This window comes from Phenylobacterium sp. (genome assembly GCF_041691455.1).
Classification (GTDB): Bacteria; Pseudomonadota; Alphaproteobacteria; order Caulobacterales; family Caulobacteraceae; genus Phenylobacterium.
In genome coordinates, this window is record NZ_JBEPUO010000001.1 from 44,375 (window position 1) to 61,722 (window position 17,348).

Sequence of the window (17,348 nt, forward strand, 5' to 3'; positions counted from 1 at the left end):
TCTGCCTAAGGTCGCGCCGACGCGACATGTCCTTCCGGAGTTTCCATGCAACGGCGCACGTTTCTCGCGGCTTCTACAGCCATGGCCGCATCCTCGATGATCTCCGGCGACGCCGGGGCGCAAACCTCGGCCAACCCGCTGACCCAGCCCTGGACCGGGCCCTACGGCGGCGTTCCGCCCTTTGGTCAGGTGAAGGTCGCCGACTTCCGGGCAGCCTGGGCGGCGTCCATGGCCGCGGAGCTGGCCGAGATCGACGCCATCGCCAACAACCCCGCCCCACCCACCTTCGAGAATACCATCGGCGCCCTGGAACGCGCTGGCGCGGCCGGCGATCGGGTCGGCACGATCTACAGCATCTGGAGCGGCACGCTCTCGACACCCGAGATGCGCGCCGTTGAAACCGAGGTCGAGCCGAAGCTCGCGGCGCACAACGACACGATCCTGCAGAACGAGAAGCTCTTCCACCGCATCGAGGCGGTCTACGAAGGCCGCGACAAGGCCGGCCTGACGCCCGAGCAGAAGCGGCTCGCCTGGGTGCGCTGGAACGGCTTCGTCCGGGCCGGCGCCAAGCTCTCGCCTGCCGCCAAGACCCGGGTGGCGCAGATCAACAAGCAGCTGGCCGGGCTCTTCACCACCTTCAACCAGAACCTGCTGGCCGACGAGACCGACTACGTCCTCTACCTCGACCAGAAGGATCTCTCAGGCCTGCCGCACGACGTGACCGAGGCCGCCGCCCAGGCGGCCAAGGAGCACGGCAAGCCCGGCCAGTACGCGATCCTCAACACGCGGTCCTCGATGGACCCGTTCCTGACCTATTCCGACCGCCGCGACCTGCGCGAGAAGGTCTGGCGCACCTTCTACGCCCGCGGCGACAACGGCGACGCCCATGACAACAACGCCGGCATCAAGCAGATCCTGAAACTGCGCGCCGAACGCGCCAAGCTGCGCGGCTATCCGACCCACGCCCACTGGCGCCTCGACGACGCCATGGCCAAGACCCCCGAGCTCGCCATGGACCTGATGATGCGGGTCTGGCCCTCCGCGGTCGCGCGCGTCCACCAGGAGGTGGCCGAGATGCAGGCGGTCGCCGACAAGGAAGGCGGCAAGATCAGGATCGCCCCCTGGGACTATCGCTACTACGCCGAGAAGGTCAGGGCCGAGCGCTACGCCCTCGATATGAACGACGTGAAACCCTACCTGCAGCTCGAGAAGCTGCGCGAGGGCATGCACTGGGCTGCGGGCCAGCTCTACGGCTTCGAATTCACACCCATCGCCGACGTCCCCGTCCAGCACCCCGACGTCCGCGTCTGGAAGGTGACCCGCGCGGGCCAGCTCGTCGGCCTCTGGTACTTCGACCCCTATGCGCGGACCGGCAAGCGCTCCGGCGCCTGGATGAACGCCTACCGCGCCCAGCAGACCTACGAAGGCAAAATCACCACCATCGTCTCCAACAACGCCAACTTCGTGAAGGGCGCGCCGGACCAGCCGGTGCTGGTCTCCTGGGACGACGGGACCACCATGTTCCACGAGTTCGGCCACGCCCTGCACGGCCTGAACTCCGAGGTCACCTACCCCAGCCTGTCGGGCACGCGGGTGGCCCGCGACTATGTGGAGTTCCCCTCGCAGCTCAACGAGAACTGGCTGCCGACGCCGGAGGTGCTCAACCGCTTCGCCCTGCACTACCAGACGGGCAAGCCGATCCCCGCCGAGCTGGTCGCCAAGATCGACAAGGCCCACACCTTCCGCCAGGGCTTCGACGTCACCGAGTACCTGTCCTCGGCGCTGATCGACATGAAGCTGCACCTGGCCGGCGACGCCGACATCGACCCCCGGGCCTTCGAGAAGGACGAGCTCGCCAAGCTGGGCATGCCGGCCGAGCTGCCGATGCGCCACCGCACCCCGCAGTTCCAGCACATCTTCGCCTCCGACGGCTATTCGGCCGGCTACTACTCCTACCTCTGGAGCGAGGTGCTGGACCACGACGCCTTCGAGGCCTTTACCGAAAAGGGCGGGCCCTACGACAAGGCGGTCGCCAAGCGGCTGCACGACAACATCATGAAGGTCGGCAACACCGTCGATCCGGCCGTCCAGTACCGCGCCTTCCGCGGCCGCGACCCGGACGTGAAGGCCTACCTGCGCGACAAGGGTTTCCCGACCTAAGGGCTTCCCGACCTAGGGCCGCAATCATCGAAGGGGGCAGGACACTGGGGGCGTTCGAATATCTGCTGATGTTCGCGGCCGTGATCCTGGGCCTGGCGGTCAGCGATCTGGCGACCAGCCTGCATCGGCTGCTGGGCGCGGGCCGGCGCGTGCGATGGGACGCGCTCGCGCCCCTGGCCGCCGTCGTCGCCTTCCTGAAGATCGTCACCCAATGGTGGAGTTGGTACGCGACGGCCCAGATCGCCCGCGGCCTGACCTTCGAGATGTTCCTGGGTGTGCTCGTCGGGGTGGTGATGATGTTCCTGCTGGCGGCCGCGGCCCTGCCGGACGAACTCGGCGAGGGAGAGGTCGACCTCGCCGCCCACTACCGCTCGGTCTCCCGGCGCTTCTGGCTGCTGTTCAGCGGCGAGCTGGTCCTGATGATCGGCGTCGACATCTGGGCGCAGATGGCGATCGGCCATGCGCGCTTCGATCCCCGCACCCTGCTGGCGCCGGTCTTCGCGATCATCCCCGCCGCGATCGCCCTGGCGTTCGTACGCAACCGCTGGGTCCACGCCATCGCTCTGCTGGGCCTGATCGGGCTCTACATCGCCCAGTTCTTCGGGCGCTCGCTGGGCGGCTAGTCGAACAGTGAGGGCTGCGGCGCGGGCGCGAGCCTGGCCTTCGGCGGTGCGGGCTCCAGCACCTTGGCGCCCTCGATGGCCAGCAGCTTGACCTTGGTGTTGACCCCGCCACGCGCCGAGAAGCCGCCGAGCTTGCCGTTCGCCGCCGTCACCCGGTGGCAGGGCACCACGATCGGCCAGGGGTTCTGGCCGAGCGCGGCCCCCACGTCGCGGGCCAGCAGCTTGTCGCCGAGCCGCACCGCGATCTCGCCATAGGTCAGGGTCTCACCCGGCGGGATCGCGCGGGCGATCTCGTAGACGCGGGCGTTGAAATCGGGGACGCGGGCGATGTCGAGCGGCGCGCCTGTAAGGTCCGCCTTCTCGCCGCGCATCAGGGCCTGGATACCCTGGATCGTCGCCGCGAGGCTTTCCGGCGCGGGCGCCTCGGCAATCCCCGGGAAGCGCCGCTCGAAGCTGCGCCGGTTATTGTCCGGATCGCGCTCGGGCAGGTGCACGCCGATCAGGCCGTTGTCGTTCCAGGCCAACCCGGCCCAGCCGATCTCGGTTTCGAAGAGGGTGTATTGGGTCATGAGGTGAATATAGCGGGGATCGGACGCTTCCGCTGGCGGCTTTCGGACATCGATGCGCGACCTCGCTCTTCTCCCTCGCGCAGCGAAGGGAGAGGCTGGGAGAGGGCGGCGCCGAGGCGGGTGCGCCCAGGCTTTGGATCGAGGGGCCTCGTCCCAACACTCAGGAAGCCGCAAGGCCCGGCCGCCCTCTCCCAACCTCTCCCACGGCGCTTTGCGAACTATTGAACGAGTGGACCTGGGCGTGCTCGACGAGGAGTCCGCCAGCCCAACCGACCCCCTTCCTTGACCCCACCGCCCCTTTGAGCGCATAAGCGCGCCCTTCCGGCGCCAACCTCGGTCAGCGCCCTCCACCGCCACGACCCCCAGCTTCTGGGACGAGGGCGGCGAGGCCCCCCGTCGACGCAATCGTCCACGGGGGTCGATTGCGTTTGGACTACTAGGGCTTGAGCTTGTTTGACGCGCTAACAGATCGTCTGTCGTCAGTCTTCGACCGGCTCTCCGGCCGCGGGGTGCTGTCGGAGAAGGACGTCGCCGAGGTGATGCGCGAGATCCGCGTCGCCCTGCTCGAGGCCGACGTCGCCCTGCCGGTGGTCCGCGACTTCATCGCCAAGGCGACCGAGGCCGCCACCGGCGAGGCGGTGATCCGCTCGGTCCGGCCCGCCGACCAGGTAGTCAAGATCACCTACGACGGCCTGGTCGAGATGCTGGGCGGCGAGGGCGAGCCCGAGGGCCTCAACCTCTCGCTGAACCCGCCGACGGTCATCATGATGGCCGGCCTGCAGGGCTCGGGTAAGACCACCACCGCCGGCAAGCTGGCCCTGCGCCTGGTCAAGGAGCGCAAGCGCGTCCTCCTGGCCTCGCTCGACACCCGCCGTCCCGCCGCCATGGAGCAGCTCGCGACGCTGGCGACCCTCGCCGGTGTCGAGAGCCTGCCGATCGTCGCCGGTCAGGCCGCGCCCGACATCGCCCGCCGCGCGCTGCAATCGGCCAAGCTGCAAGGCTACGACGTCGTCATCCTCGACACCGCCGGGCGCACCACGCTCGACGAGGCGATGATGAGCGAGGCGGCCGAGATCGCGAAGATCGCCAATCCGTCCGAAACCCTGCTGGTCGCCGATGCGCTGACCGGCCAGGACGCGGTGCGCACCGCCAAGGCCTTCCACGAGCGCCTGCCGCTGACCGGCCTGATCCTCACCCGCGCCGACGGCGACGGGCGCGGCGGTGCGGCGCTCTCCATGCGCGCGGTCACCGGCCTGCCGATCAAGTTCCTCGGCACCTCCGAGAAGATCGACGGCCTGGAAGCCTTCGACGCCGCCCGCGTCGCCGGCCGCATCCTGGGCCAGGGCGACATCGTCGCGCTCGTCGAAAAGGCCACCGAAGAGTTCGACGCGGCCAAGGCCGAGGCCATGGCCCGGAAGCTGGCCAAGGGTCAGTTCGACCTCGACATGATGGCCGAGCAGCTCGCCCAGATGAAGAAGATGGGCGGCATGGAAGGCCTGATGGGCATGCTGCCCGGCGTCCAGAAGATCAAGAAGCAGATCGCCGAGGCCAACATCTCCGACAAGATGGTCGACCGCCAGGCGGCGATCATCGGCTCCATGACCAAGCTGGAACGCAAGAAGCCGGACATCCTGGCCGCCTCGCGCAAGCGCCGCATCGCGGCCGGCGCCGGCGTCGACGTGGCCGAGGTCAATCGCCTCCTGAAACAGCACCGCCAGATGGCCGACGCCTTCAAGATGATGAGCAAGGGCGGCGGCAAGGGCTTCGCCCAGATGGCCCAGATGCTGGGCGGCGCCGGCGGCGGTGGCGGCATGGACCGCATGCGGAACATGGGCGGCGGAAAGATGCCGATGCCGTCGGAAAAAGAGATCGAAGAGATGGCCGCCAAGCTGCAACAGGGCGGCGGCCCGAAATTACCCGGCCTGGGCGGCTTGCCCGGCTTCAACCCGTTCAAGAAATAGCTGAGTTCAAGAGGACCATCCGATGCTGAAGATCCGTCTCGCCCGTGGCGGCGCCAAGAAGCGCCCCTACTACTCCATCGTCGTCGCCGACAGCCATTCGCCCCGCGATGGCCGCTTCATCGAAAAGGTGGGCTCCTACAACCCGCTGCTCAAGAAGGACGACCCCAACCGCGTCGTCCTGAAGGTCGAGCGCATCCAGGAATGGATGGGCAAGGGCGCCCAGCCCACCGACCGCGTAGCCCGCGAGCTCGGCAAGCTGGACCTGGTGAAGTGGGAACACGGCAACAACCCCAACAAGGGCAAGCCGGGCGTCAAGGCGCTGGAACGCGTCGAGGAAAAGACCAAGCGCGAAGCCGACCGCGCCGCGGCCATCGAGGAAGCCAAGAACGCGCCGCCGCCGGCCCCCGAGCCGGAACCGGTCGTGGAAGAAGTCGCCGCCGAAGCCGCGCCCGCGGAAGAAGCCGTGGCCGAGGAAGCGGCTCCGGCTGCTGAAGAAGCTCCTGCGGCTGAAGAAGCCCCGGCCGCCGAAGCCGTGGCCGAAGAACCTGCCGCTGAGGCCGCCCCCGCGGAAGAGGCTCCGGCCGAAGCCGCCGCCGAGGAACCGGCCGGCGAGACCGTCGCCGAGGAAGCCGCTGAAGAACCCGCCGCCGAGGCCGCTGCCGACGCCGGCGACGAAGCCGGCGACGAAAAAGCCGAAGGCTGATCCGGCCTTCGCTCTTGAGCGATGACCTGATCCTCGTGGGCCGCGTGGCGGGCGCCTTTGGCGTCCGCGGCGAGGTCCGCATCACCAGCTTCACGGCCGAGCCGCTGGCGCTAGTGGACTACAAGACCCTGCTGCGTGAGGACGGCTCGCCCGCCCTCACGCTGATGGGCGGCCGGGCCGCCAAGGGCGGCGTCGTCGCCCGCGCCCGGGAGATCGAGACCCGCGACCAGGCCGAGGCCGCCCGCGGTCTGCGCCTCTACATCCCCCGCGCCGTCCTGCCCCCGCCGGACGACGAGGACGAGTTCTATGTCGCCGACCTGGTGGGCCTTTCGGTGGTGAGCCCGGACGGCGCGCCCCTGGGCCGCGTCCGCTCCGTCCGCGACTTCGGCGCCGGCGACCTGCTGGAGATCGAGCCCCCCGCCGGCGAAAGCTGGTGGCTTCCCTTCACCAAGGAAGCGGTTCCGGAGGTCTCGATCTCCGAACGCCGCATCGTCGGCGTGAAGCCGGAAGAGACGGAATAGCCACCGCGGACTTAGGCGCCCTTCGGCTTCCGCATCCGCATCAGGCCTTCCTGCGCCACGCTCGCCACCAGGGTTCCGTCGGCGGCGAATATCGAGCCTCGGATGAAGCCCCGGCCGCCGGACGCGCTCGGGCTGTCCTGCGAATAGAGGTGCCAGTTGTTGAAGTTGATCGGCTTGTGGAACCACATGGCGTGGTCGAGGCTGGCCGACTGGAAGCCCGGCGTCTGCCAGTGGACCTTGTGCGGCCGCATGGCGGTCGACAGCAGGTTCATGTCCGAGGCGTAGGCCAGGATCACCTGGTGCATGTGCTGGTCGTCACCGATCGGCTCGCGGGCCCGAAACCAGACCTCGCTGGTGGGGTCCCTGGGCTCGCCGCCCTGGAAGAAGCTGCGGCCGTCGGCCGAGCGCATCTCGATGGGGCGCGGCCGCGACATCCAGCGCTTGGCCTCCTCCGGCAGGTCCTTCATGGCCGCCATCGCCTCGCGCTGCTGCTCGGCCTCGTCGGGCAATTCGTCCCAGGACTTGGTCTTGGGCATCTCCGCCTGGTGCTCGAAGCCGTCCTGCGCCTCCATGAACGAGGCCGCCAGGTTGAAGATCTGCTGACCGTGCTGGATGGCGATCACCCGCCGCGTCGTGAAGCTGCCGCCATCGCGGGAACGGTCGACCTCGAAGACGATCGGCACGGTCGGATCGCCCGGCCGGATGAAATAGCAATGCAACGAGTGGCAGATGCGGTCTTCCACCGTCTCGTAGGCCGCCAGCAGCGACTGGCCGATCACCTGGCCGCCGAAGATCCGCCCCGGCGAATTGTCGGCGGTCACGCCGCGAAAGAGGTTCACTTCGATCCGCTCAAGCTGGAGCGTCTCGGTCAGGTTCTCGGTTTCCATGTGGCGCCGCTTACGCTCCGGCTGTCGGCCCAGCAAGACTTGACGCCGAACTCTCTCGCGGCCCTTTGAAGCGCCATGCCGTTCGACGCCACTGTCCTGACCATGTTTCCCGAGGCCTTTCCGGGCCCGCTAGGCGTCTCGCTGATCGGGACCGCCTGGCGCGAACAGGGGCTTTGGGCGTTGGAAACAGTGGACATTCGCGGCTTTTCCAAAGATAAGCGCGGCTTCCTCGACGACACCCCCGCGGGTGGCGGTCCTGGACAGGTGATGCGGGCGGACGTGATCGCCTCTGCGCTGGACAGCGTGGAGCGGCGGGAACGGCCGCTTTTGTACATGAGCGCCCGGGGCCGGCCCCTGGCCCAGGCGCGCGTGCGTGAGTGGGCCCAAGGGCCCGGGCTGATCGTCCTGTGCGGTCGGTTCGAGGGGGTGGATCAACGGGTCATCGAGGCTCGCGGGTTCGAGGAGGTCGCCGTGGGCGATGCGGTCCTGGCCGGTGGCGAGGCTGCGGCGCTGGTGGCGATCGAGGCGTGCGTACGGCTGGTCCCGGGTGTGCTGGGGCAGGCCGAGAGCTTGAGTGAAGAAAGCTTCGAGGACGGGCTCCTCGAGCATCCGCAGTACACGCGACCGCGGGCGTTCGAAGGGCTGGACATCCCCGAGGTCCTGTTAGGCGGCAACCACGCCGAGGTTCGGAAGTGGCGGCAGGCGGAACGGGAGAGGACCACGCGGGAGCGGCGGCCGGACTTGTGGGCGCGGCATCCCGCCAATCAACAGGCAAAGGGCGATTAAGCCCAGAAGGACGAAGACCATGAACGTGATCGAGACCCTCGAGAAGGAAGAGGCCGACCGCCTCCTCGCCGCCCGCAAGATCCCCGAGTTCCAGCCCGGCGACACCGTGCGCGTGAACGTGAAGATCAAGGAAGGCGAGCGCGAGCGCGTCCAGGCCTATGAGGGCGTCTGCATCGCCCGCGGCGGCCAGGGCATCAACGAGAGCTTCACCGTGCGGAAGATCAGCTTCGGCGAAGGCGTCGAGCGGCTGTTCCCGGTGATGAGCCCGATGATCGACTCCATCGAAGTGAAGCGCCGCGGCGTGGTGCGTCGCGCCAAGCTCTATTACCTGCGCGACCGCCGCGGGAAGTCGGCCCGGATCGCCGAACGCTCCATGGCGCGGACGAGCGACGACGTGGCTCCGGAGGCCGAGGAAGCCTAGAGCTCCCCGACCTCAACGAATTTCAGGCGGCGGCCGCAGCGATGCGGCCGCCGTTTTCGTTTGGGGGCCGATCAGACGCCTCGCGGATGTTGCGGGAGGCCGTCGTCCAGGGTCACCCAGTCCAGCTTTTCGCTGACCCAGATGTGCGCCTGCGGCCGGATTGCGCCGGGCTCGTCGAGGCTCGCCAGCGACACGCCGAGCCGGGCCGGCGGGTCCTTGGGCGCGGCGAACATCGGCGTGCCGCATCGGGCGCAGGAGAGCCGGTCGATGCGCGGCGAGGTGGGCCAGCGGGTGGTCTCGCCACTCCAGGCGATGTCCTCCGCTAGGAAGATCGCGCGGGCGAAGAAGGCCCCGCCGGTGGCGCGCTGGCAGTTTCGGCAGTGGCACAGGCGCACGTTGGCGGGCTCTGCCGCGGCCCGCCAGCGGACCTGGCCGCAGAGGCAGCGCCCTGAGTAAAGCGTCTCATTCATCGCCCTCGCTCCATCGGCCGCGCCGGGGTGACGCAAGGTCCACCCATGGCAGGGGGTGGTTCGACCCCTGGCTGCATCATCACCCCCTCCGGTTGTCCGGATCGCCAGCTTGTTGCGAAGGCGCGACCCAAGCAGTTTCCCCGGCCAACCCATAAAGGATTGTTTAACCATGAGATCTCATCAAGGCCGCTTTCTGCGGCTGGCCGCCGCTGCGGCCTTGGCCGGCGCTGTGGCGCTCGTCGGTTCGGTTGCCCAGGCGACCACGGTCACCAACGGTTCCGGCATTCTCGACACCTTCATCGGCAAGAACGAGGACCACCCGGACCTCAACGCGGTGTCGGCCTCGGCGACCTTCGACTTCAACAACGTCTACCTGAACGCCACCATGGCCGGCGCGATCGGCTTCACCGCGGCGAACAGCGACGGCAAGCAGCAGGGCGTCTATGTCTGGGGCGTCAACCGGGGCAACGGCAAGGCGATCCTGAACGGCGGCCCCAACAACCTGGGAACCGACACCTCCACGCCGATCGGCGGCCCGGACATCAAGTTCGACGCCTTCATCGTCCTCCAGGACCTGGCCGACGGCCATGGCGACGGGTTCGTGGCGCTCATCGGCGACGACGGCAAGGTCGCCGGGACCTTCGGGCTCGACGCCAGCAACATCAGCTATTCGGGCAATGACATCGATCTGACGCTGGCGCGGTCGGACCTGCCCGGCAACGGCTTCACCGACTTCGCCCAGTACGGCTTCAACATCTGGCCGCGGCTGAACGGCCTGGCCTCGAACACGCTGGTCGCCAGCTTCCTGCCGGGCGCCAGCAACTTCGAGGGCAGCGCGGTTCCGGAACCGGCGAGCTGGGCGATGATGATCGCGGGCTTCGGCATGATCGGTTCGACCCTGCGCCGCCGTCGGGTGCTGGCGGCCTAGAGCTGACCTGGATCCGGCGACGCGATCCCCACCACCACGCGTCGGATCCAGGCCGGGCGGCGGCTGTCGAGAGGCAGCCGCCGTCTTCCTTTTTCGGGCGCCTTCAGGCCTCGCGGCCTTCGCCGATATAGGCCGTGGTGCCCTCGACCAGGTGATCGAACATCAGGCGCATCCGGCGGCTGGCCCGCAGGTTCTCGTGCATGACGATCCAGACGCCCAGGTTGAAGACCACGACGTTCGGCATCACGCGCACCAGGCCGTTGCGGCGCGCGATCGTCGGCTGGCAGACGCCGATGCCGTAGCCGGCCCGCAGGAACGCCAGCTGGGCCAGGTCGCTGTCCGACCTGAAGTCGAAGCTCTCGCGGCTGACCTCGAGATTGATCCCAGCCAGGTCCTTGATGCTTCGCGCCGGGCCGTCGAAGCCGATGATGGTGTGCCCGTCGAGGTCTTCCACGCAGCCCGGGCGTCCATGATGCTCGAGGTAGTCCTCGGTGGCGTAGAACCCGAGCTGCACCTCGCCCACCTTCTTGGCCACCAGCGCGCTCTGGGTCGGCGGCGCCATGCGCACGGCGATGTCCGCCTCGCGGCGCGAGAGGTCGTCGACGATGTTGGACATCATCAGCTCGATGATGATGCCGGGGTGCTGGCGCCGGAAGGCCGTCAGCATCGGCGGCAGGACCTCGGCCCCGACCATTTCGCTGGCGGTGATGCGGATCGAGCCGGTCAGAGAATCCGCTGCGCCGGAAGCGTCCCGGACCGCCGCGGAGGCGGCCGCGGCCATGTCGTGCAGGTGCGGCTTCAGCTCCAGCGCCAGGTCCGTCGGTTGCAGCCCACGCGGGCTGCGCAGGAACAGCGGCGAGCCCAGCCGCTGTTCCAGGCTCTCGATGTGGCGGCCCAGCGTCGGCTGGGTCAGTCCGCGCAGCCGCGCCGCGGCCGACAGCGTGCCGGCCTCCAGCACCGCGTGCAGGCTTTGGAAGAGGTCCCAGTCGTTCGGTCCAGGCATGCGCCAATGAATAGCCGATCTAGAAGATTCGGCAATTCTGTTTGGACTGCGGAGGGCGCATCTCTGTCGCGAAGCCAAGGGAGGCCTTGAGATGTCGGGCAAGCGGGACGCACAGCTGGCGCTGGTGATCGGAGCGACGGGCGGGATCGGCGGAGCGGTGGCCGACCGCCTCGTGGCCGGCGGCTGGCGCGTGCGGGCGCTGCACCGCGATCCGGAGACCGCGCGGAAGACCTCGGGCCGTCCGGGCCTGGACTGGGTCAAGGGCGACGCCATGGTCGAGGCCGACGTCGTGGCCGCCGCGAAAGGCGCGAGCCTGCTGGTCCACGGCGCCAACCCGCCGGGGTACAGGAACTGGGCCGGGCTGCAGCTGCCGATGCTGAACGCCAGTATCGCCGCGGCCAGGGCGGCCGGCGCGCGGCTGGTCTTCCCGGGCACGGTCTACAACTACGGCCCCGACGCCTTCCCCACCCTCACCGAGGCCTCGCCGCAGAACCCGCTGACCCGCAAGGGCGCGATCCGGGTGCGGATGGAGGAGGCCCTGAAGGTCGCCTCCGAAGACGGCCTGCGGGTGCTGATCGTCCGCGCCGGCGACTTCTTCGGCCCCAGGCCTGGAAACAACTGGCTGTCGCAGGGCCTCCTGAAGCCCGGCCGCCCGATCGCCGCGCTCACCTATCCCGGGCCGATGTCCGTGGCCCACTGCTGGGCCTACCTGCCGGACCTGGCCGAGACCATGGTTCGGCTGGCCGAACGCGAAGACCTCGCCGGCTTCGAGGTCTTCCACATGCGCGGCCAGACGCTCACCGGCGACGAGCTGGTCGCGGCCCTGGAAGCCGTCGCCGGCCGCAGGCTGCCGGTCAGCCGCCTGCCCTGGTTCGCCATCCGCGCTATGGCGCCGTTCAACGAGACGATGCGCGAGATGCTGGAGATGCGCTACCTCTGGGAGAGCCCGGTGCTGCTGGACAACAGCAAGCTCACCGCGCGCCTTGGCGCCGAACCGCACACGCCCACCCAGGCGGCGCTCAGGGCCGCCCTCGCCGGCCTGGACGCCCTGCCCCGCGAGACGGCGGCGCTCGCCGCCTGACCGCGGCAAGACATTGCGCCGATAGGTGAAAAACTGCGGCTCCGCGGCACTAGACGTGCGCGGGGTCGCGGACCTACATGCGGTCCATGCCCGGCAAGACGCTCTACGACAAGATTTGGGACGGCCACCTGGTCGCCGAACAGGACGGCGAGGCGATCCTCTATATCGACCTGCACCTGATCCACGAGGTGACCACGCCGCAGGCCTTCGCGGGCCTCCGCGCCGCCAAGCGCCCCGTGCGCCGACCCGACCGCACGCTCGCCGTCGCCGACCACAATGTGCCGACCGAGGGCCAGGCGCTGGGCGTCGCCGCGGTCGCCGACGAGGAGGCGCGCCTGCAGCTCCAGACCCTGGAGCGCAACGTCAAGGACTACGGCATCGAGTTCTTCCCGATGGGCGATGTGCGCAACGGCATCGTCCATGTGGTCGGGCCCGAGCAGGGCCGCACCCAGCCCGGCATGACCATCGTCTGCGGCGACAGCCACACCTCGACCCACGGCGCCTTCGGGGCGCTCGCCCACGGCATCGGCACCTCCGAGGTCGAGCATGTGCTGGCCACCCAGACCCTGCGCCAGAAGAAGGCCCGGAACTTCCGCGTCACCATCGAGGGCGAGCCGATCCCCGGCGTCGGCGCCAAGGACTACGCCCTGGCGGTGATCGGTGAGATCGGCACCGCCGGCGGCACCGGCTACGTCATCGAATACGCCGGCTCCGCGATCCGGGCGCTCTCCATGGAAGGGCGCATGACGCTCTGCAACCTGACCATCGAGGCCGGGGCGCGGGCGGGCCTGGTGGCGCCCGACGAGACCACCTTCGACTACCTGCGCGGCCGGCCCGCGACACCCAAGGGCGGGGCCTGGGAGATGGCGCTCCCCTACTGGCAGAGCTTCTTTTCCGATCCCGACGCCCATTGGGATCGCGAGATCACGCTCGATGCCGGGAAGATCGCGCCCCTGGTCACCTGGGGCACCAGCCCGGAGGACGTCATCGCCGTCACCGACCGCGTGCCGGATCCGGCCAGCTTCGCAAGCCCCGACAAGCGCGCCTCGGCCGAGCGTGCGCTGGAGTACATGGGCCTCGCCGCCGGCCAGCCGATCGGCGACGCCAAGGTCGACGTGGTGTTCATCGGCTCCTGCACCAACAGCCGCATCGAGGACCTGCGCGCCGCGGCCAAGATCGTCGAGGGCCGCACGGTGGCCGGCCACGTCCGCGCCTTGGTCGTGCCGGGCTCGGGCCTGGTCCGCGCCCAGGCCGAGGACGAGGGCCTGGACGAGATCTTCCTGGCCGCCGGCTTCGAATGGCGCGAGCCGGGCTGCTCCATGTGCCTGGCCATGAACCCCGACAAGGTGCCCCCCGGCCAGCGCTGCGCGTCGACCTCCAACCGCAACTTCGAAGGCCGCCAGGGCCGCGCCGGCCGCACCCACCTGATGAGCCCGGTCATGGCGGCCGCCGCCGCCATCGCCGGCCACATCGCCGACGTCAGGGACTTCCTGTGAGCCCGCGCCTCGACCATGTCACGGTCGCGGTTCGCGACGCCGAGGCCGCGGCGGACGCCTACCGGCGCCTGCTGGGCGTCCAGCCGGACCGCGAGGACGGCGGCGGGGCGAAGCGGGCCTGGTTCCGCTTCCCGAACATGGCGCTGGAAATCATCGGGCCCGATGGTGACGGCCCGGCCGGTGACCGGCTCCGCGCCTGGCTCGACGCCAACGGCGAGGGCATGTGGATCCTGGCTTTCGCCGCGCACGACCTGGATGCGGTCGCCAAGCTCAGCGAACGCCGAGGCCTGAAGATCTCCGAGCGCACGCCGCGCGCCGTGTTACTCGACCCCGCTGGTCTCGCCGGCCTGCAGGTGCTGTTCTTCGACGGCCCCGCGCCGCCGGCCAAGGCCACTGGCCCGATCGCCGGCCTCGACCACGTGGTCATCCGCACGCCGAACGCCGACCGCGCGGTGGCCAACTTCGGCGGCCGCCTTGGCCTCGACCTGCGCCTCGACCGCTCCAACGAAAGCTGGGGCGTGCGGCAACTGTTCTTCAAGGCGGGCGAGGCGGTGGTCGAGTTCGGCGCGAGCCTGAAGACCCCCGCCAGTGACGGCCCCGACAGCTTCGGCGGCCTAGCCTGGCGGGTTCCCGACCCCGCAACCGCCCGGGCCGCGATGGCCGCCGCCGGCTTCAACGTCTCGGAGGTCCGCACCGGCCGCAAGCCCGGCACCCACGTCTTCACCGTGCGCGACGCCCCGGCCGGTGTGCCGACCCTGATGCTCTCGGCCGAACCGCAAAAAGCTGACACGACGGAAGCCGCCTGATGGACGCCTTCACCCGCCTGGACGCCAAGGTGGCCCCCCTGCCCTTGGCCAACATCGACACCGACCAGATCATCCCCAAGCAGTTCCTGAAGACCGTGGAACGCGCGGGCCTGGCCAAGGGCCTGTTCTACGACCTGCGCTTCGACGGCGAGGGCAAGTCCCGGCCCGACTTCGTGTTGAATCGCCCCGAATACAAAGGCGCCGGCGTGCTGGTGGCGGGCGACAACTTCGGCTGCGGCTCCTCGCGCGAGCACGCGCCCTGGGCGCTGATGGACTTCGGGATCCGCTGCGTGGTCTCCACCAGCTTCGCCGACATCTTCTACAACAACTGCTTCCAGAACGGCCTGCTGCCGGTGGTGCTGAAGGCCGAGGAGGTCCAGGCGTTGATGGAGGAAGCCAAGGGCGGCAATCACCTGGTCACCGTCGACCTGGAGACCCAGACCCTGGTCTCGCCCTCCGGCCGCACCTTCACCTTCGAGGTCGACGCCCAGCGCAAGGAGAAGATGCTGAAGGGCCTCGACGCCATCGGCGAGACCCTGCAGGCGGCGCCCGACATCGACCTCTACGAGATGAAGCAGGCGCTGGCGAAGCCCTGGCTCGAAGACGCATGACCCTGCTCATCGCAGGCACGGTGCGCGTGCCGCCGGAGAACCTCGCGGCCCTGAAGCCCCACATGCTGGCCATGCTGGCCGCCAGCCGGGCCGAAGATGGCTGCCTCACCTATTCCTACGGCGAGGACGTGGCCGAGCCCGGGCTGATCCGCGTGTTCGAGGCCTGGCGCGACCAGGCGGCGATCGAGGCGCATTTCAAGGCCGCCCACATGGCGACCTGGCGGGCGGCCTGCGCCGAGCATGGGGTTTCCGACCGCAAGCTCTTCGCCTACGAGGTCGCCTCCGAACGTCCGCTCTAGCGCCGAGGCCTCCCATCTTGAGACCGATTACATGACCGACCTGCTGCTCCTGCCCGGCGACGGGATCGGGCCCGAGGTGACGGCGGAGGTGCGCCGCGTCGCCGCCAAGATCGCGCCGGACCTGACGATCGATGAGCGGCCCTTCGGCGGGTCGAGCTTCGACAGCCATGGCTCGCCGCTCACCGACGAGACCCTCGCCGCCGCCAAGGCCGCCCGCGCGGTGCTGATGGGCGCGGTCGGTGGGCCGAAGTGGAAGGATGCGCCGCGCGACAAACGGCCCGAGGCCGGCCTGCTCGGTCTGCGCGCCGGCATGGGCGTCTTCGCCAACCTGCGCCCCGCGCTCTGCTTCCAGCCGCTGGCCGGGGCCTCCAGCCTGAAGCGCGAGCTGATCGAGGGCCTGGATTTCCTGATCGTCCGCGAACTGACCGGCGGGGTCTATTTCGGCCAGCCCCGGTTCATCGAGGACCTGCCCGGCGGCGGCCGCCGCGCCGTCGACACCCAGGTCTATACGACCATGGAGATCGAGCGGATCGCCCGCGTCGCCTTCGAACTCGCCCGCGGCCGCCGCAACAAGGTGTCGAGCGCCGAGAAATCCAACGTCATGGAGACCGGCCTGCTCTGGCGCGAGGTGGTCACCGACCTGCACAGGCGCGAGTACGCCGACGTCGAGCTGGAGCACATCCTGGCCGACAACGCGGCCATGCAGATCGTCAAGAATCCGAAGCAGTTCGACGTCATGGTCACCGACAACCTGTTCGGCGACATCCTCTCCGACGCTGCGGCCCAGCTCACCGGCTCGCTGGGGATGCTGCCGTCCGCCGCGCTCGGCCTGCCCGGCACGCCCGGCCTCTACGAGCCGATCCACGGCTCGGCGCCGGACATCGCCGGCAAGGGGATCGCCAATCCGCTGGCCGCCATCCTCTCCTTCGAGATGGCGCTGCGCTGGTCGCTCGATCGCGCCGACCTCGCCGACAAGCTGTTCGCCGCGGTGGGCCAGGCTCTGGAAAAGGGCGCCCGCACCCCGGACCTCGGCGGCGCGATGACCACCGTCCAGATGGCCGACGCGGTGCTGGCGGAGCTTTAGAGCACCAACCGCCAGGTCTCGCTGACCTCGGGCGCGCCGAAGTCGTCGTGGGTCCAGGTGTGCTCGAGCTGGAACCCCTCCACGGCGTAGATCGCCCGGGCGGCGGTGAGCACCGCGTGGGTCCAGAGCACGATCTCGCGGTAGCCGGCGGCGCGCGCGAAGGCGACGCACTCGGCGACCAGGCGCTTGCCGACACCGAGGCCGCGGGCCGACGGCTCGACCATCAACAGGCGCAGGCGCGCGACGCCGTCGATCTCGTCCTTCACCAGGAAGACGCAGCCCAGCCGCTCGCCGCCCCGCTCGGCGAGCCAGCAGCGTTCGCGGGCCGAGTCGTGGCTGTCGAGGAAGTCGGCGCAGATGCGGGCGGTGACCGCCTCGATATGGCCGTTCCAGCCGTATTCCCGGGCGTAGTGCACCCCGTGGCGCTCGGTGATCCAGCCCATGTCGCCGGTCGCGTGCGGCCGCAGGACGACCGGGCCGGGCTCCGGGGCGCCCAGCAGGGCCTCGACCTCGGCCATGGCTCCGGTCAGCCGCCGGCGCCGCTCGGCCGAAAGCCCGCCGATCATCCCCTCCACGAGCGCGGCGGAGCGCCGGTCGAAGGCCGGGAACACCTCGCGGCCGTGGTCGGTGAGCCTGAGGACCGTGCTGCGGCCGTCGCTCGCCAGCCGCTCGCGGCCGACCACGCCGTCGCGCTCCAGCCGGGCCACGATGCGGCTCAGATAGCCCGCGTCGAGCGCGGTGATCTCGCCGATCGCCTTGGCGGTGACGCCATCGGCCTTGGCGATCTCGTAGAGCACCCGGCCCTCGGCCACGGTGTAGGATGTGCCGAGGTAGCCCTTTTCCAGCACCCCGATGGCGCGGGTGTAGAAGCGGTTGAACCGGCGGACGGCGGCGACGGGATCGAGAACCTCGGCGGACATGGACGCTTCTCCTCCGTCA

General features: G+C 69.5%; 17 protein-coding genes and 2 pseudogenes. 14 read left to right on the plus strand and 5 right to left on the minus strand.

The window, feature by feature from the left end:
* Positions 1-45 precede the first annotated feature (45 nt).
* Together ACESMY_RS00255 and ACESMY_RS00260 are read left to right on the plus strand one after the other, a co-directional pair.
* Positions 46-2,160, plus strand: coding sequence for a M3 family metallopeptidase (locus tag ACESMY_RS00255; protein WP_372781000.1), 2,115 nt, complete (start codon positions 46-48; stop codon positions 2,158-2,160).
* Positions 2,161-2,228: 68 nt separating this feature from the next.
* On the plus strand, positions 2,229-2,783 hold the full coding sequence (locus ACESMY_RS00260; protein ID WP_372781002.1) for a hypothetical protein: 555 nt from the start codon (positions 2,229-2,231) through the stop codon (positions 2,781-2,783).
* Here the strand turns inward: ACESMY_RS00260 and ACESMY_RS00265 are convergent.
* Positions 2,780-3,352: a methylated-DNA--[protein]-cysteine S-methyltransferase gene (locus ACESMY_RS00265; RefSeq protein WP_372781004.1), complete on the minus strand. Its 573-nt coding sequence runs from the start codon at positions 3,350-3,352 to the stop codon at positions 2,780-2,782. The genes ACESMY_RS00260 and ACESMY_RS00265 overlap by 4 nt on opposite strands.
* A 449-nt stretch (positions 3,353-3,801) precedes the next feature.
* Here ACESMY_RS00265 and ffh point away from each other — a divergent pair, with 449 nt between their 5' ends.
* From ffh to rimM, 3 genes and pseudogenes are all read left to right on the plus strand, one after another.
* On the plus strand, positions 3,802-5,313 hold the full coding sequence (gene ffh / locus ACESMY_RS00270; RefSeq protein WP_372782256.1) for a signal recognition particle protein: 1,512 nt from the start codon (positions 3,802-3,804) through the stop codon (positions 5,311-5,313).
* Between the two features lie 22 nt (positions 5,314-5,335).
* Positions 5,336-5,872 (plus strand): annotated as a pseudogene (gene rpsP, locus ACESMY_RS00275) (30S ribosomal protein S16); the annotation flags it as partial.
* A 158-nt stretch (positions 5,873-6,030) separates the two neighbouring features.
* Complete coding sequence (rimM, locus tag ACESMY_RS00280) at positions 6,031-6,537, plus strand: ribosome maturation factor RimM (protein ID WP_372781006.1); 507 nt, start codon at positions 6,031-6,033, stop codon at positions 6,535-6,537.
* 11 nt (positions 6,538-6,548) lie between these two features.
* Here rimM and ACESMY_RS00285 read toward each other — a convergent pair whose 3' ends face one another.
* On the minus strand, positions 6,549-7,424 hold the full coding sequence (locus ACESMY_RS00285) for an acyl-CoA thioesterase (RefSeq protein ID WP_372781008.1): 876 nt from the start codon (positions 7,422-7,424) through the stop codon (positions 6,549-6,551).
* Positions 7,425-7,499: 75 nt separating this feature from the next.
* On the opposite strand from ACESMY_RS00285, the gene trmD reads away from it, so the two are divergent.
* Together trmD and rplS are read left to right on the plus strand one after the other, a co-directional pair.
* Positions 7,500-8,210, plus strand: a complete 711-nt coding sequence (gene trmD, locus ACESMY_RS00290; RefSeq protein WP_372781010.1) for a tRNA (guanosine(37)-N1)-methyltransferase TrmD — start codon at positions 7,500-7,502, stop codon at positions 8,208-8,210.
* Between the two features lie 19 nt (positions 8,211-8,229).
* Positions 8,230-8,631 (plus strand): 50S ribosomal protein L19, encoded by a 402-nt coding sequence (gene rplS, locus ACESMY_RS00295; RefSeq protein ID WP_372781012.1) that lies wholly within the window; start codon positions 8,230-8,232, stop codon positions 8,629-8,631.
* Positions 8,632-8,702: 71 nt separating this feature from the next.
* Here rplS and ACESMY_RS00300 read toward each other — a convergent pair whose 3' ends face one another.
* Positions 8,703-9,101 (minus strand): GFA family protein, encoded by a 399-nt coding sequence (locus ACESMY_RS00300; protein ID WP_372781013.1) that lies wholly within the window; start codon positions 9,099-9,101, stop codon positions 8,703-8,705.
* Between the two features lie 832 nt (positions 9,102-9,933).
* Here ACESMY_RS00300 and ACESMY_RS00305 point away from each other — a divergent pair.
* Positions 9,934-10,029 (plus strand): annotated as a pseudogene (locus tag ACESMY_RS00305) (PEPxxWA-CTERM sorting domain-containing protein); the annotation flags it as partial.
* A gap of 103 nt (positions 10,030-10,132) precedes the next feature.
* Here ACESMY_RS00305 and ACESMY_RS00310 read toward each other — a convergent pair.
* Positions 10,133-11,032: a LysR family transcriptional regulator gene (locus ACESMY_RS00310; RefSeq protein ID WP_372781015.1), complete on the minus strand. Its 900-nt coding sequence runs from the start codon at positions 11,030-11,032 to the stop codon at positions 10,133-10,135.
* Between the two features lie 91 nt (positions 11,033-11,123).
* Between ACESMY_RS00310 and ACESMY_RS00315 the strand changes: the two genes are divergently transcribed.
* From ACESMY_RS00315 to leuB, 6 genes are all read left to right on the plus strand, one after another.
* Positions 11,124-12,113, plus strand: a complete 990-nt coding sequence (locus tag ACESMY_RS00315) for an NAD(P)H-binding protein (RefSeq protein ID WP_372781017.1) — start codon at positions 11,124-11,126, stop codon at positions 12,111-12,113.
* Positions 12,114-12,199: 86 nt separating this feature from the next.
* On the plus strand, positions 12,200-13,609 hold the full coding sequence (leuC, locus tag ACESMY_RS00320) for a 3-isopropylmalate dehydratase large subunit (protein ID WP_372782258.1): 1,410 nt from the start codon (positions 12,200-12,202) through the stop codon (positions 13,607-13,609).
* Positions 13,606-14,415: a VOC family protein gene (locus ACESMY_RS00325; RefSeq protein WP_372781019.1), complete on the plus strand. Its 810-nt coding sequence runs from the start codon at positions 13,606-13,608 to the stop codon at positions 14,413-14,415. Before leuC ends, ACESMY_RS00325 begins: the two co-directional genes overlap by 4 nt.
* Positions 14,415-15,026, plus strand: coding sequence for a 3-isopropylmalate dehydratase small subunit (gene leuD / locus ACESMY_RS00330; RefSeq protein ID WP_372781021.1), 612 nt, complete (start codon positions 14,415-14,417; stop codon positions 15,024-15,026). Before ACESMY_RS00325 ends, leuD begins: the two co-directional genes overlap by 1 nt.
* Complete coding sequence (locus tag ACESMY_RS00335; protein ID WP_372781023.1) at positions 15,023-15,325, plus strand: putative quinol monooxygenase; 303 nt, start codon at positions 15,023-15,025, stop codon at positions 15,323-15,325. The genes leuD and ACESMY_RS00335 overlap by 4 nt, the downstream gene beginning before the upstream one ends.
* A 31-nt stretch (positions 15,326-15,356) precedes the next feature.
* Positions 15,357-16,409 (plus strand): 3-isopropylmalate dehydrogenase, encoded by a 1,053-nt coding sequence (gene leuB / locus ACESMY_RS00340; RefSeq protein ID WP_372781025.1) that lies wholly within the window; start codon positions 15,357-15,359, stop codon positions 16,407-16,409.
* Here leuB and ACESMY_RS00345 read toward each other — a convergent pair.
* Positions 16,406-17,329 carry a GNAT family N-acetyltransferase gene (locus tag ACESMY_RS00345; RefSeq protein ID WP_372781027.1) on the minus strand — a complete coding sequence of 308 codons (924 nt, stop codon included), beginning with the start codon at positions 17,327-17,329 and terminating at the stop codon, positions 16,406-16,408. The genes leuB and ACESMY_RS00345 overlap by 4 nt on opposite strands.
* Between the last annotated feature and the right edge of the window lie 19 nt (positions 17,330-17,348).